The 15,333-nt window shown below is 40.6% G+C and carries 14 protein-coding genes and 1 pseudogene; 8 read left to right on the plus strand and 7 right to left on the minus strand.

Annotated elements, in window-relative coordinates; all coding sequences use genetic code 11:
• Positions 1-97: 97 nt before the first annotated feature.
• The 5 genes from Q4Q49_RS02320 (at position 98) to Q4Q49_RS02340 (ending at position 4,011) form a co-directional block, all read left to right on the plus strand.
• Positions 98-1,015 carry a LysR family transcriptional regulator gene (locus tag Q4Q49_RS02320; RefSeq protein WP_311998525.1) on the plus strand — a complete coding sequence of 306 codons (918 nt, stop codon included), beginning with the start codon at positions 98-100 and terminating at the stop codon, positions 1,013-1,015.
• Positions 1,016-1,080: 65 nt separating this feature from the next.
• Complete coding sequence (locus Q4Q49_RS02325; protein WP_071938312.1) at positions 1,081-1,518, plus strand: nucleoside deaminase; 438 nt, start codon at positions 1,081-1,083, stop codon at positions 1,516-1,518.
• Between the two features lie 168 nt (positions 1,519-1,686).
• Positions 1,687-2,883, plus strand: coding sequence for a DUF418 domain-containing protein (locus tag Q4Q49_RS02330; RefSeq protein ID WP_311998526.1), 1,197 nt, complete (start codon positions 1,687-1,689; stop codon positions 2,881-2,883).
• A 38-nt stretch (positions 2,884-2,921) separates the two neighbouring features.
• Positions 2,922-3,461: a DUF1294 domain-containing protein gene (locus tag Q4Q49_RS02335; RefSeq protein ID WP_311998527.1), complete on the plus strand. Its 540-nt coding sequence runs from the start codon at positions 2,922-2,924 to the stop codon at positions 3,459-3,461.
• 82 nt (positions 3,462-3,543) lie between these two features.
• On the plus strand, positions 3,544-4,011 hold the full coding sequence (locus Q4Q49_RS02340) for an Sbal_3080 family lipoprotein (RefSeq protein WP_311998528.1): 468 nt from the start codon (positions 3,544-3,546) through the stop codon (positions 4,009-4,011).
• 74 nt (positions 4,012-4,085) lie between these two features.
• Here Q4Q49_RS02340 and Q4Q49_RS02345 read toward each other — a convergent pair whose 3' ends face one another.
• The gene (locus tag Q4Q49_RS02345) at positions 4,086-5,435 is read right to left on the minus strand and encodes a TIGR00366 family protein (RefSeq protein ID WP_311998529.1); all 1,350 of its coding nucleotides are present in this window, start codon (positions 5,433-5,435) and stop codon (positions 4,086-4,088) included.
• Between the two features lie 245 nt (positions 5,436-5,680).
• Here Q4Q49_RS02345 and Q4Q49_RS02350 point away from each other — a divergent pair.
• Together Q4Q49_RS02350 and Q4Q49_RS02355 are read left to right on the plus strand one after the other, a co-directional pair.
• Positions 5,681-5,929, plus strand: a pseudogene (locus Q4Q49_RS02350) (FKBP-type peptidyl-prolyl cis-trans isomerase N-terminal domain-containing protein); the annotation flags it as partial.
• Between the two features lie 42 nt (positions 5,930-5,971).
• On the plus strand, positions 5,972-7,516 hold the full coding sequence (locus Q4Q49_RS02355; RefSeq protein ID WP_311998530.1) for a recombinase family protein: 1,545 nt from the start codon (positions 5,972-5,974) through the stop codon (positions 7,514-7,516).
• Positions 7,517-7,638: 122 nt separating this feature from the next.
• On the opposite strand, the gene Q4Q49_RS22150 is transcribed toward Q4Q49_RS02355, so the two are convergent.
• From Q4Q49_RS22150 to Q4Q49_RS02370, 4 genes are all read right to left on the minus strand, one after another.
• Positions 7,639-7,809 carry an ATP-binding protein gene (locus Q4Q49_RS22150; RefSeq protein ID WP_409373147.1) on the minus strand — a complete coding sequence of 57 codons (171 nt, stop codon included), beginning with the start codon at positions 7,807-7,809 and terminating at the stop codon, positions 7,639-7,641.
• 127 nt (positions 7,810-7,936) lie between these two features.
• On the minus strand, positions 7,937-10,657 hold the full coding sequence (locus Q4Q49_RS02360; protein ID WP_311998531.1) for a DEAD/DEAH box helicase family protein: 2,721 nt from the start codon (positions 10,655-10,657) through the stop codon (positions 7,937-7,939).
• A 2-nt stretch (positions 10,658-10,659) separates the two neighbouring features.
• Positions 10,660-12,231 carry a site-specific DNA-methyltransferase gene (locus Q4Q49_RS02365; RefSeq protein WP_311998532.1) on the minus strand — a complete coding sequence of 524 codons (1,572 nt, stop codon included), beginning with the start codon at positions 12,229-12,231 and terminating at the stop codon, positions 10,660-10,662.
• Between the two features lie 399 nt (positions 12,232-12,630).
• Positions 12,631-13,617 (minus strand): hypothetical protein, encoded by a 987-nt coding sequence (locus tag Q4Q49_RS02370; protein ID WP_311998533.1) that lies wholly within the window; start codon positions 13,615-13,617, stop codon positions 12,631-12,633.
• 204 nt (positions 13,618-13,821) lie between these two features.
• Here Q4Q49_RS02370 and Q4Q49_RS02375 point away from each other — a divergent pair, with 204 nt between their 5' ends.
• Positions 13,822-14,319 (plus strand): H-NS family nucleoid-associated regulatory protein, encoded by a 498-nt coding sequence (locus tag Q4Q49_RS02375; protein ID WP_311998534.1) that lies wholly within the window; start codon positions 13,822-13,824, stop codon positions 14,317-14,319.
• 39 nt (positions 14,320-14,358) lie between these two features.
• On the opposite strand, the gene Q4Q49_RS02380 is transcribed toward Q4Q49_RS02375, so the two are convergent.
• Positions 14,359-14,676 (minus strand): hypothetical protein, encoded by a 318-nt coding sequence (locus Q4Q49_RS02380; RefSeq protein WP_311998535.1) that lies wholly within the window; start codon positions 14,674-14,676, stop codon positions 14,359-14,361.
• A gap of 89 nt (positions 14,677-14,765) precedes the next feature.
• A complete protein-coding gene (locus Q4Q49_RS02385) occupies positions 14,766-15,317 on the minus strand; it encodes a hypothetical protein (RefSeq protein ID WP_311998536.1) in 552 nt (183 codons plus the stop codon).
• Between the last annotated feature and the right edge of the window lie 16 nt (positions 15,318-15,333).

Raw genomic sequence — 15,333 nt, forward strand, 5'->3', positions numbered from 1 at the left:
CCCTTAGTATAAGCGGGCTTAGGGTTGCAAATAATCGCGATTAATCGCACTATTGTGCTGATAAAAAGGACAATAACTAAAGAGCAGTGAGCCTGAGATGAGCAAGATAAACGCACCAGAACTCGTCACCCTGAAGATGCTGCGGTATTTTCATCGAGTGGCTGAAGTGAAAAACTTTACCGCTGCTGCCGAGCAACTTCATCTATCGAAATCTCCGCTGAGCGCACAAATCAAAGAGTTAGAATCACTCCTTGGCGTAGAGCTGTTCACCCGCAGCACTCGACAAGTGGAGCTCACACCCTATGGCCAATTGTTAAGAGAAAAGTGCGAGCAAATATTCGAGCTGGTGAATACCTCATTGGAGCAAGTGGCTCAGCTTGGGCGACTCGATAGAAACCATATTCGAATTGGCATCATGAGCTCGCTTTTTTGGATGGGATTTGGTGACATACTGAAAAGCTTTCGCAAGCAATGCCCTGAAAATGAGCTGATCTTTCAAGAGTTATCACCTGAAACTCAAAAAGTCGCCTTAGCGCATCAAGAAATCGATTTTGGCCTAGTGCGCTACGCCGACACCTTAAATCTGCCGCACCTCATCGCCGAAACCATCACCAGCGAACCTATGGTGTTAGCGCTGGCAAATAAACATCCCTTAGCCAGACGTAAAAGCATCGACTTGAGTGAACTCAAAGATGAGCCCTTCACCTTACTCAGCCGTGCCAACTCCGCCTCTAGCGATTTGATTATCGCCAGCTGTCAGGCCGCAGGATTTATGCCGAAATTAGTACAGGAAATGGTCGAGCCCAATAGCTTGATGGCCATCATCGCTGGCGATAATAGGGTATCCATAGTGCCGCAAAGTTATGCTTCACAACCTTGGCCTAGGGTAAAGTTTATTAAATTAAAAAAAACAATCCCCGCCGATATCTGCCTGATTTATCGACCAGAAATGGCTTCGCAGCCAATTCTCGATAGCCTGAGGGACTTATTAAAGCAACAAATCAAAACCATTTAGATTGTCCACCAAACGAGTGCTATGCTGAGTTTAATATTCAGGGTTCATATTTTAAGGATATCAAGATGGATGAATTTTTAGCGGCAGCCATTGAAGAAGCCAAACAAGGACTCGCCGAGGGCGGCATCCCCATTGGTTCAGTATTAGTGATAGATGGCAAAATCGTCGGGCGCGGCCACAATAAACGGGTACAAAAAGGCAGTTCAGTACTGCATGCCGAAATGGATTGCCTCGAAAATGCCGGCCGATTTAGTGCCGCCGAGTACCAAAGAGCAACCTTGTATTCCACCCTATCGCCCTGTGACATGTGCAGCGGCGCGGTATTACTTTATGGCATACCTAAAGTCATCGTCGGTGAAAACACCACCTTCCAAGGACCAGAAGCCTATGTTAAATCCCGCGGTGTGGATGTCACTGTGGTCGATAATGCCGAGTGCAAACAACTGATGCACGACTTTATCGCTAGCCATCCCACACTCTGGAACGAAGATATCGGCGAGTAGTGGATCTTCACTCTTCTCAGTCACTTTCTATATTTCACTTGCTATCTTTTTTGTATTTCACTTTTTGTATTGGCTGTATTTCATTGGGGGCTAGTGCCTGCTAGGCTAGCCCTCCCAAATCCCAGTGAAAAGTCGAACATGCCTACTAGCGAAAGGAACTCAGCTAACGTGCCAGCCAATTTACCTAAAGACCCTTGGTCAAGAACAGACTCCACACAGCCAGTCGTCATGGCGATACCCGCACAACGTAATGCCAATCTCGATGCTATTCGCGGCTTAGCCGTGTTGGGGATATTTTTTATGAATATCTATTTTATGGGCATTACTTTTTTTGGCTATGCCCCCCACGAAACGCCGCCGCTGTCGGATCACATAATCAAAGTGTTCAGTAACTTTTTCATCGAGGCGCGCTTTATCAGTCTGTTTTCCATCTTATTTGGCGTCGGGCTTTTTATTCAATATCAGCGATTTAGCGCCAAAGCCCTAGAAGCTTATCCTTTACTGCGCTCACGCTTGAAATGGCTAATGGTGTTTGGCCTACTCCACGGCATCATTATCTGGCCTGGTGATATTTTATTAACCTATGGGATCAGCGGATTTTTAGCTTTGTGTTACAAAGATTTAAGTATTGAAGCCCTTAAGCGCAAAGCGAATATTTTTATTTTAAGCGCCTTAGTAATCATCACGCTGATTAGCCTTACGGGCAGCGATGAACCTTTCACTCGAGAATCGAGTCTATTTGCAGAGCAATACAGCGCATGGACCTCAGGCTATGCCGACCAACTGTTTCTGCATTTGATGCAAGTGGGTTATATGGCGCTGGTGATCCCTTTTACCATAATGTGGTTTACGGCGGGCTTGATGCTGCTTGGCATGGCATTGTATCAACAGGGGACTTTTGAGCGAGGGTTTAGCAAGCCACAACTGCTGAAATTAGTGCTAGCCAGCCTGACGGTATCGCTACTCGATACTGGTTTAGACTTTACGGAAAACCCTATTCTAGTCACGTTTTCAGATGTGTTAATCATGCTAAGCGCTATTCCTATGGCGCTGATTTACATTCATATTATGGTTAAAATTTGCCAAAATAATCCTAATAGACTCACGTCACTGCAAAATGTTGGCAAACTCGCCTTTAGCCTCTATATTCTGCAATCCATCGTTGGCGTGTTAGTGTTTAGGCACTTCGCCCCCGAATTGCTATTGAGTCTAGACAGATGGGGATACATGGCCATAGCGCTGGTTTATTCAGTAATGCAATTACTGTTAGCCAGCCTGTATTTACGCTATTTCAAGCAAGGGCCGCTGGAGAAACTTTGGCGCCACCTCGCGTTTAAAAAATACGCAGCATCACAAGAACGCTAGCAAGCTTAAAAACACTGACACGAGATTGATACCAGATAATGACGAACAAAAAACCGGCCAAAACGGGCAACAGCGCTTCACCTCAAACAAATCGTGCTCAAAAGAGTCGACCACAAAACAATCGCGCTCAGAACAGTCGCACTTCAAATAATCGTGCCCAAACAAACAATCGCGCCCAAAGTAGCCGTACTCAAAAATCCAATACAGCCACTTCAGGCTCACGCCTTATGCCGCTGTTATTGGTGGTGATTTTTCTTGCTGGTTTAATCGGCGCAGCGCAGCAACATATGCTGCCCTACGGCATTGCGGGCATGTACCTCACACTGAGCCTTCTGACCTTTATCGCCTACGCTATCGATAAATCCGCCGCAAAACGCGGTAAATGGCGCACTAAAGAAAGCACTTTGCATCTGCTGGCGCTCATGGGCGGTTGGCCGGGCGCCCTATTTGCCCAAAACGTGTTAAGGCACAAGTCAGTTAAAGCCTCATTTAGAAACGTCTTCTGGCTCACCGTTGTCGCTAACTTAGCCGTGCTGGGTTATGGCATAAAAACCGGCGCCGTAGATATGTTTATCTAGCAAGCTATGGATTCTATGAAAATCTAAAGTTTGTCACTAAAACGCTTTAACTTATTTTAATACAAAAACAAAAGGTTAAATTATGAAAAAATTTTTAGTTGCAGTTTTGGGTGTTGCAATACTATCGGGTTGTGCCGCACCTCGCTATACAGCAAAACCAATAGAAACAAATACTAACAATGTAGAAATAGTCATTATTAAAGATAAAGAAACACGTGACGGCTTCCAAGAAACAATGGAGACATGGCTAAAAGCAAATAATTACACCTACACAGTGCAGCCTGATGGTTCTAAACACGATTTTAATAAACTCACATTAGAATATGAAGGTAATTGGACTTGGGACTTGGCATTATATTTAAAAAGCGCTGAAATTAACGCATTTCAGAATGGCCAAAGAGTTGGCAGTGTTAAGTTTCAAGTACCCTATACTGCGAACCCGAGTAAGTTTGGTAATGCTGCGAATCGTATTAGCTATATGATGTCAGCTCTATTTGGTCAAATCACTGCTGATGAAGCAACAAAAAAAGTAAATGGTTCAAGCGATTAATATCATTGAAACCTTAACTAAAAAACAGGGTAATCATAGAATTACCCTGTTTAGTTTTGCACTATTTATTATCTTTAAAACCAGCTCAACGCGATACTGATAATCACGCCTGTGATCATCAACTGCATTAAACAAAATCCCATAATATCCCGCGCTTTTAAGCCTGCAATTGCCAGCACGGGCAGTGCCCAGAAAGGTTGAATAAGGTTAGTCCAGGCATCGCCCCAAGCTACGGCCATAGCTACCCGAGCAACATCGGCGCCCAAGGCCTGCGCAGCGGGTAACATAATCGGCGCCTGTACGGCCCACTGACCCCCTCCCGATGGCACAAAAATATTTACAATTCCTGCACTGATAAAGCTCCAAAATGGCAGGCTCTCGGCACTGGCTATGGCCACAAAACCTTCCGAAATACTTTGGGCTAAACCCGACTGCACCATCACCGCCATAATGCCCGCATAGAAAGGGAATTGGATCACAATCCCTGCGCCGCCCTTAATGGCCTCATTCAAGCTGGTTAATAAACTGCGTGGCGTTTGATGTAAGAGGATGGCGAGAAACAAGAATAAGAAGTTCACTAAGTTAAGGTTTAAGCTGCCGCCCTGTACCCAAAAGTAATAGCCTAAGTACACAAGCCCAGCGCCACCGACACTCCAGCCGAGTAAGCGGCTATTTTCTAACTTATCCGCAGGTCGGCTTTCAAGCTGACACTCGCCCACATTGGCAGGGTTAAGCGCCGAAACTGCGGGTTCGCTTACTTTATCGTCCAGAGCGCTTGGGTCGACATAAATACTGTCCTTGTCTTCAGGCAACATGAAACGATTCACTAATGGCATGACCACAAACAAAATCGCCACTAACAGTAAGTTAAAGCTCGCGAAAATGGTGTCGCTAGTGGGGATAATGCCAATTTGTGCTTCGGAGAAATGCCCCGCCGTTGCTATGGTTAACGGGATAGAACCCGCAAGCCCACCATGCCAAACCACAAAGCCAGAATAGGCGCTGGCGACCAGCAGCCGATAATCCACTTTCACTTTACGAGCTAAGGCTTTGGCAAATAACGCGCCCACCACTAGCCCGAATCCCCAGTTAACCCAACTGGCGGCCAGTGAGACCAAGGTTACTAAAATAATGGCTTGCGGTGCCGATTTAGCGAACCCCGCAATCGCATCGAGCAGCTTTTTAATCGGCGGTGAGCTTGCCAGCATGAATCCCGCCACCAGCACTAACAGCATCTGCATCGAAAAACTCAGCAAGGTCCAAAAGCCATCACCCCAGTAATTGATGACTTCCAGCGGACTTTTGTGTTCTGCGACCACAGCTGCAATTAACACCACTAAGGTGAGTAAAAGGACGAAAATATAGGGATCGGGTAGATATCGATCGACGAGTTTGACCAAAGGTTTTGCCGCTTTGTTTAACATAGACTTTCCTTGTTTATTATCTAAATTCTAGTTTTTATCTGTTTTTATTGAATTTTTATTGAATTTTTATTGAGTCTTAAGCCCACAGATTAAGCGATCTCTAAAGCGGGATAAAGTCTTGAGGGGATTTTTAACGCCTTGAAGTGGTAGCTGCAGATATCCCGCTCAACGCAGGTGCGAGTGCCAATAGCATCTCAAGCTAAAAAACTGATAATATGGCGAAAATTAACTAAGGTGCTCTTTATATGAAAATGTTACTTGCCGTTGCTGTGATTGCTGGGGTGATTTTTTACTTCTTTACCTCGATGAACGGCCAAAAAGCCGCCCAAGAGAATATCCGTTTAGGCAATGAATTTTTAACGCAAAACAAAACCAAAGAAGGTGTCATCACCACAGCTTCGGGTTTGCAATATCAAGTGTTAACTAAGGGCGATGGCACAGTTCATCCTAAAGCCAGCGATACAGTGACAGTGCATTACCATGGCACGCGCATAACATTGTAACTACAGTTAGCCACCTAAGTTAAATTAAAAGCAATGAAAGCATACATATACAGCCGCATCAGTACAAAAACACAGAAAAAAGGCGATGGCCTAGATAGACAGCTTGAACTCACCCACTCCTATGCTAATGCCATAGGGCTTGAGATACAGTTAGACAGCTTTCAAGACATAGCAAGCGGATATCACGGCAGACAAATGCAAGGACGCTTAGGCGTGTTCCTAGACGCTATAAAAACAGGTAAAGTTGATACTCCTGCCGCTTTAGTCGTTGAGTCATTAGACCGTTTAGGACGTGAGCACACAATGGACGCTTTACCGCGTCTAATGGACATCATTAATAGTGGTGTTGAAGTCCACGAAGTTTCAACTGGTATCGTTTATAACCGCGAAGATACTCACAAAATACACATTGCTATTGCAGTAATGGAGCGCGCTCATAATGAATCAAAGGTAAAAGCACTTAGGGCGAAGCAAGCTTATAAAACAGCTAAACAAAAAGCATCTGATACAGGCAAAGTTATAACCAGTTTAGTACCTGTTTGGATGGAAGTTAAAAACGAAAAGATTGAACTCATTCCTGAACGTGCAGCTTTAGTTAAACGTATTTTTGAAATGTACATTAACGGTTGCGGTGGTGGTGTTATAGCTAAAACCTTATCCTCTGAAAAGATTGAATATCCCGTTTATCGCGAAAACTTACATAAGCACAAACCAACGTGGAATGAACAGCGCATTGTTAAAATAATAAAATCACCTTCAACATATGGCGCATTCATAAGCTCAATCGAAGCACATAAAGACAACATCATATATGGCTATTACCCTGCTGTTATCGACATTGACACGTTTAACAAAGCACAACAAATTAGAATAAACCGCACAAGAACTAAGACTAAAACTCATGCTATGCAAAACATATTCAGTGGTTTGTTAGTGTGTGGTGAATGCGGCTATACATATCAGCCTAATTTGAGCGATACAACTAGGAATGGTATTAAGGTCAAAATGCTTTATTTGCGTTGTAGTGGTCGAGTCGGGACAGGACAATGCAAAGCAAAAGCAATCAACTTACCAGATACTGAGTTCACTATATTAAACTGGTTTAGGTCATTACGATTTAGCAAACTACAAGTAGACACTAGAGACGAAATCACAGATAAAAAAGCTCAAATAACACTACTTGATGAACAAGCTCAAAACCTGCTTGTGCTTGTAGCAAAGGGCAACTCACGCGCAATTGCGATGTATGAGGATATTGAAGCTCAGCTAAAACAAGCAAAGGCTGAACTATTCACATTAGAAGACACACGGACAAAACCACAGCTTGAACGTATTGAAACAAAGTTAGCACTTGATCACAATAATGTAGATTTAAGGCGTTTAGTTAATCTTGAGCTTCAAAAGGTCATAACTAAAATTGTGATTGTTAGCAACGCTAATGATATCAACTTTCAAGTACACTTCAAAAATGACAAGTTTGGTATCAGCGAAATAAAAGGCCAACGTAAGCAGCTTAAAAATGCATTAGCAGACACGGAGCTTCCGAGTGGCTGGCACACACAAGCTCAGCAATTATAGTACTTAATAAGCTTATAGCTGCAATCATAACCAGTACGTGGTTAGAGACAATTAGCATCTACTCACGTACTCACGTAATTTGAGTTTAATCAAACTGTCTATAAAATTTGTAGTTAATTGCATCACTTGCTTCTTGCAATATATCTTCCCTGTATTTGATATATTTCACCATGGTGAACTAACCTATCTATAGCAGCCACTGTCATCGTGTTATCCCCGAAAATGCTACCCCACTTACCAAAAATTATTAATGTACTCCAGCGTTCATAGTTATGAGCGATAAGCTCGAACAGTACCGACTCTAGCTATCGGCTATCATTTTTCTTTACATCGTCGATGTCATCGAAGAACATCAACTCGTATTTATACAGCTTCTATATTATGTAACTGAAAGAGCCTCCAATAGGAGACTCACTGTAATTATTTCGAGTTTAGAGCTTTCTGGATTTGCTGGTCAATACCCTGACCGCACTCATCCTCGGCATAGATCATCGCAAATATACAATCCGAGTTTTTTGAAGCCCATAGTTCTCCGACCTGAAGTTTTACTGCTGAGTCATTATTCGTTTTGTATGGTTCACCTTTATATTCAATTACTGCAAAACGACCATTTTCTAATTCAGCAATGAAATCGGGATAGAAGTAAGTTCCATCTGGTTTTGGCAACCTAAATGAGGCATCACCCCGACGATCTAGATTTCTAACCCAATGTTTTACAAGTTTTGAACTATCAATGCATTGAGCACACAGAAATTCACTATCTTTATTGTTCTTGGATGGTTCTTTCAAGTCTTCAATGATCGGATAGTAATGTTTACTGAACTGGAAGCTACCATTATACAAGTTGTTAGTTCTAGCTGGATAGTTATCAGGTTTGAACTCAAACGTGATGTCGTAACTTGTTTCAACGTGAGCCTCGTTGCCGAACAGAGATTGTTGGTAGCCGTCTTCAATACCTTTCTCATGGTACGACTGGATGAGTTTATCTAATGCCCGAGCTAAAGGGTATCGATGACGATGCAGTGATGTCGTCGTCATCGATGAGTTCTGCACTATGTGTTTGACAGTAAGGTTTAGAAACTGTCGCATTCTGTCAGGGCGATCTCTCATCTCGACTTGGTTTATCAGGAAGTGAACAATATCACTAATCTCATAACCACCGACATGGTCTAGATCCATTGTTTCAAAATGTTCCGCAGCTTTGTAGACAACTTTCTTACCACCAATATCAACAGAAAACGTCTTGCTCGTCTCATCGATTTGAAAATCTAATTGTGTTGGATGGTCAAGAATAGACCATGAAGGGTTAGTTAGGATTTCATGCTCGGCTACCTCTAAATTATCATCAAACATGATACAAAGTTGTGGTAGAGCCTTGAAATAAATACCTAGTTTAGAGTTACAGGTAATAGCCTTAACATAGTTATTGTGTGAATCAACACGTTGCTCTAGCTGGGCCTTAGATTCAGCACTTACACTTTGGAGTACTTTTTTAACGGTATCAGTCACTGTCCCCTTGACAGTAACAACTTTTCTTCCCGTTTTCTCATCAACTAACACGCTCACAGAATCAACCTCTTCTTTGGTTAGAGAAGATAGGTTTAGTTTTGCATTTGACTTTATTTCAGTAGTGATTCTTGGTGTTTTGTCTTCATTACGAGAGCTAGCAGGCTGTGTAGAATCACCGCTATTGTCATCGAATAATGAAGCTTGATCATCCATATGACGAAGGTATGTATCAACCTCAAGTTGCTCAAAACCCATTGAGATAAGTGAGTCTTTCATACTGTTAGCTGCGGTAGCAAAATTCGTGGTTGCTAAATGAGCATACGCTCTATTTAGATCTTCAACTATTTGGCGTTTTGCATATGGCATGCGAAGTACTCGGCCGAGTAATTGTTCTGCCGCTGTTGTTGAGGTAACAGCCTTTACTGAACAGAATACATATGCGAATGAGCAATCCCAGCCTTCCTTGAGTGCATCGATAGTCACGACATATTTTACTTTACATGTTGGATCAAAGAGATCTATGCCGTCTAGTTGTCTCTGGGTTCCTGTAACAATAGCCAATTCATCATCTGTTACTTTGTGAACAATTTTTAGATGCGTAACAAGGACGTCAACAGTAATTTCTTTGTCCTTATTTTCTGCTTGAAAAAGCACAATAGGGCGAATATATGTACCGCCATTACTCTGAGCTTTCAGTTCTAATCGTTCACGAGTTAGGATTGAATCTTGTACTGCTTCTTCCCAGCCATTTGTATGTTCAGTGAGCATTATTGGAAGCTTAATCATGTCTTCTGCTTTGAGTTCAGAAGCAGATACATGGAATAGAACATTACTACCATTTGTGGTACTTGTGTTTGGTGTTGCAGTGAACTCGATGATAGCCGAAGGGTTAACTCTCTGTAGTGTCTCAAAAGTAAGCTCAGTACGAGCATTGTGAGCTTCATCGACAATAACGAGAGGTTGACTCAAACACATTAAATTTGCAAAGGAACCTTTAATTTGGCCTATGGAACTAGGTGAAAGATCAGTTTGCTGCTCAATATCTTTCTCGCTGATTTTTTCTAATTTTGAGTAGATTCCTGAATTAGCGTCAACTTTGGAGAAATGACCTTCGAACTCCTCGCGATGACCGTACATTGCTTTTCTATCAGCAGTGTCTTCTACACGCAAGTTCGCAATTGTAGAGACAACTACGATCGTTTTGTTTCCAAGATCTTGAGGGCGAATTTGATCAACATTACTATCTTCAACAACTAGAACATCGTTGTTGTAATAGGACATCAGATGCTCTCTGTATGCTTGTTTTTTGTTTAATGCATCAACGGTTTGGCTTTTGATTATTTTTGTTGGCACTAACCACAGAACAAAAGGATATGGCCTCTCTAAATACGTCTGAGTTGCAGTGGTGATAGCATACGTACCAAGTATCGTCTTACCACCACCTGTAGGAATTCTAATACAAACATAAGGAGTATCAGTGAACCTGTAGTCACGGTAAAACGAGTCTTTAAAACCGTGCTCCACAAGTGTTTTACTAAATGCAGCAGAAATGTCTCCACTGGAACGGCATTCCATAAGAAAGTCACGTAATGAAGACAGGGCATTCTGCTGATATTTTTTTAATGTAAACATCTCTAGCCTCTGATGTCAGTTGGAATTTGCTTAAATGTAACTTGCTGGTCCTTCAACCTAGCTTGGGTCATTCTGATGTTCTCACCGTAAATTACTTTGGGACCATCATGTTCAGGTAGAGATTGTAGAACTTTTGTTGTAAGTGTTTGGTTATGCTCTCCACGCAAAAAATAATATGCAACATTGTTGTGCACACCTAACAACGGAGAGTTAGCGTTATTTTTTAGTGAGGTCTTAGTTTCAGTGAACCAAATATGTGAAGCTAAGTCATCTAGGTATACATCATCTGCCACATAGCCATATTCATCGAAAAGTTCTTTTCCGAGTTGATAGCTAGAGTAGCCTCCTCCACATGCTTCTATTTCTGCTTCGGAGTTACCATCAATTACTGCTTTTGTACGAGGAATGATGACATTGTTGAATGTATCCTCCCTCATCTCGATACATATAAAAGAGCGGTTTGTGTTATAGACTCTATTGGATTCCAATATAGAATGAGCAGTTGTTCCAGAGCCAGCAAAAGAGTCGAGTACTATGCCATTTTTAGGGCAGAACGCAGCCGCTAGATAAGACACCAGATTTACCGGTTTTGGGTAAGAGAACTTCATTCCCATTTTTTCAAGCATGATACGCATTTGGTTTGTAGTTCCGAACCCTCGAAGTACAGAGACAAAGTGACCCTTACTTTCTTGCTTTCGACCTTTTACACCCTCAATTGCACCCGTTTTGGTTAATTCAAAAACAGTATCCTGTTTCTTAGTGTCTTTAACAGGAGTTGACATACCCTCTTTAATAAAACTCTCAAGTAGTTTTCTTGATGCCCAGCCACTGGTCGCTTTGACCTCATGTACCAGTTTATAGTCTTTAATTTCGATATCGGAGTTATATTGAGGCCACTCAATATTTTCTTTTTTGATGGTGGCGTTTTCGATGTTTGCAGGGAAACCTGCGGGAATCGTGACTTCTAGAGGAGGGTTCTTAGGACCGTTTTTAACTACCGTATTACGGATCTCTTTATTGAAGAGTTTACTGTTCTTATCTATGTTTGGATCGATAACGTCGATTGCTTCGATGCGTCCACTTTTAGCATAAACATGGACATACTCATGGTAATTAATGATTTTTGCTTGGTTATCAGTGTTGCCTTCATAATTCCAAACCAAAGACGAAATGAAATTTGATCGACCGAAAATTTCATCACACATAACTTTGAGGTAGTGCCCTTCATCATCATTGATACTGATGCAAATAACACCGTCTTTATCCAAAAGTTTCCAAAGAAGATCAAGTCGAGGGTACATCATAGTGAGCCACTTACTGTGAGCCATATTGTCGTCATATGATTCAAAAGCAGTTTTTGTATTGTAAGGTGGATCAATGTAGATGAAGTTAACACGTCCTGCGTGAGTTGGTACTAATGCCCGTAATGCTTCTAGATTATCGCCTTGAATCAGCATGTTGTCAGAGTCTTCTGCACCATAAGATTGCTCTTTGTTCCTAACCAGTAAGCGATATTTACATTTTTTGGAAGCTGCTACAGCTTCACTTTTACTAGACCATTGTAAAGTCGGCATTTTTCATTCTCTGGATTGTTTCAGTTTTGCCAAATCCTACCATTTTACAACAAAAAATATCAGTGTCTCTGTATAGATAACTGCACACATAGCTTCGCTCAAAGCTTATCTCCAATGACTCTCCATTAAGCAAGGGGGTTAATTTTTTATTATTTAATCAATTGGTTATAGTCGAATTTAATAATGCACCTAGCACGCTTTTATCCCACAGTGAGGAAGATGGTATCGAGTGGTGATTGTACGATTAAATCATACTCTATAATCAAGACTGACAGATCAGGTCTGAGGTGTACATTTCATGCCCTTACGATAAACATAGACAGTTGTTAGTGAGGAGTTTCCTCTCTGATTACAGCCTAGCATCACGAGCACCAGCCTAAACCTATATGCTTGTTAAAATTATTTCTCATCTAGAGTTGTTATAGTCATCATGAAACTGTCTAAAGCTTTAGCTGTGAGTCTAATATTTTTGTCAACTTCCTCAATATAACCTAACTCTTGCAGTTGCTTAACCAATTTTAGTTTCAGAAGAGGTGACTCTGGTGACAATTCATTTAGAACACTCAGGCTTATCTCCCCACTGCTATCTATTAGCAAGGTAAGCACTTTAATGATGTATGTTCTTGATAAAGATGAATGACGTCGATTTATATATTTTATATTTTCATCAAACCATTTATCTAACATTCTCACCCTATTATTAGGGGTTACTAAATTATTAAGAATATCAAACTTAACCTCTCGAGGGAGAACTACAAATTTATTCACATCATTTGAACTATCACTTTCCACAAGCTCAGAACTTACTGTTTCCATACCTTCAAATTCTGGGCCATCAATAAATTTACCCGTGAGAGTAGGCTTTACATTCTCAGTTTCACTTGGTGTAATAATCTCGGTTTGTAAAGTTAGCAAACTTTGCAACCCTGAAATTTCATTACGTAACTTTTCGATTTCAGACGCATGTTCAGCTTTCATTTTATTAAGAGCTAAGTACATTTTTGTTTTATCAGCATTTGTCATTAATGTCGCATTTTCTACAAATTTTAACCGTAATGCTGTACAGCTTTGATCGATGACACTCCAAAGACCTGTAGCAATGTTTGATACTAAAGGTGCAACTACGAGATACAATACAGAAGCGCCTAATGGACACCACAAAAGATTGGATAAATCATACCCTTTATCAGTTAAATATATTTTTTGCAAATACGTAATCTTAGATGAAGCAGTATCATTGCTAAACATGAAATAATAAACTGCTTGCCAGTTAAAAATGATCCATGAAAAAACGAATGCAATACCAAGTGGATTACTAAGCCTGTACTTTATATGCTCAGACATACTTTTAAATGGAGTGAAAATCTGTTCAAATATATCTTTCATTACTTGTATACACTATCCTGTGCTAGTAGTGGTAACATCATACTTAAGTAACTGTTTTAGAGAAAGTGTTTTACTATCGCATTCATCAAATCATGACACTTATCACCGATACATTCACGCCTTTGAACCATTTAACCTCTAGAACTCTTATGTCAGAGGTAGTAAAATTATGATGTCAACTTATTGAACTTGCTGGAGATACAAATGAGCCAAGCTAATACCATAACTGAAAAACGCGCTGTCGCCCTTGAAATATTGAACAACAGAAACAGCATTAAGGGTTTGTTTTCAGATCTTCATTACGAGGATGTTAGCAAGCTGGTAGACCGCGTTAATACTGTTTATAACGCTATCAAGGAACTAAAAGAAGCTGAGCATGCAGAAAATGAAGCTAAAGCGGCCAAGATTAAAGAAATCCAAAATTCGCTGCTGGCTCAGGGCCTGACATTGGAAGATTTAGCAGGACAGTCACAAACATTAGCAAAACCACGCAAGAAACGTGTTGTAGCAGAGCAACCAGAGTTCACATTTGAATACACTGTTGATGGCACTAAGAAGGTATATGTAGGTAAAGCTACTGGTAACAAGCCTGCTGAACTTAAGAAGTTCTTGAAAGATAATTTTGCTTCGCTAGAAGATATTATAATCAGCGCAGATCGACCTCGTTATCGCGAGTTTATGGCAAAGAAAAGTAAAAAATAGAATAACAAAAAAGGCCAGTTCGTTATAACTGGCCTTTTTTTATTTACGCTGTAGAAGTTCATCTAGCTTGCCATTCATTTCTTTTTGACTTGTCTTAATGTCATCAATGTTTGAATGTAGTGTAGTAATTTGGCTCTTTACTACTGCCATTTCACGTTGTCCTTCATCAACCTTACAGTTAGTAATGTCCTGACGTTTCCATCGATCATCATCTACTGCTTGTTGTGTTGAATGTTTCTGATTGTGTTCCTCTAACATTTTGGCTCGATCTTCAATATTAGCCACTTTAGCTTTTATTAGATAACCAACCACTGATATAATTACACCAGCCATTAATAAAACTATTTGAATATCCATATTCACCTGCTTATAATTTTTTCACTATTGTATACTGATTGTTCATGCAGCAATGTATTAATGCTGTTTCAGATAATACTTATTTAGTATCAGACTGTTACCTGTTTATCATTAACTATTTGCCTCAATTCTGCCCTGTACTTCCCTAAATCAGTATCGCGTAGCAGTAATAATTCGAGTTGTTTAACGACTTCCCAATCAGTTTCCTTTAACAATCGTTGTTCATCTAATAATCCATCAGCATCATCATATTTAACAACCTGTATTTTATAGCTATTCTCAACCTCTTCAGTTGGTAACGCTTCAATATCACCAGAACGTACTATATGTCGTCTGATATCAAGAACCTTCATATAGTCATTATGAACAATCACATAATGAGTTGTATTATCCTTAAAAACTAAATGATTTTCTTTAACCCAATAACAAACATAGTTTGATTCATTATGTGGTAAGTCAAAGTTACTATAGATTGATTCGTCATAATCTAGCTTTTGTGTTTTTATTGCGCGACCAGCTAGTAAACTGCAAGCAGTATAATCACCAATAAATGCAATATTCTGTGTTCCTGTTAGTGTATCTAGTTCTGTGTCTATATTTTCAATATAAAATACGGCCTCCTGCGAGTTAACAGTTATCATAATTACCTCTTTTTAA

Origin of the sequence: Shewanella sp. SP1S1-7, assembly GCF_031932105.1 — a bacterium.
Lineage (GTDB): Bacteria > Pseudomonadota > Gammaproteobacteria > Enterobacterales > Shewanellaceae > Shewanella > Shewanella baltica.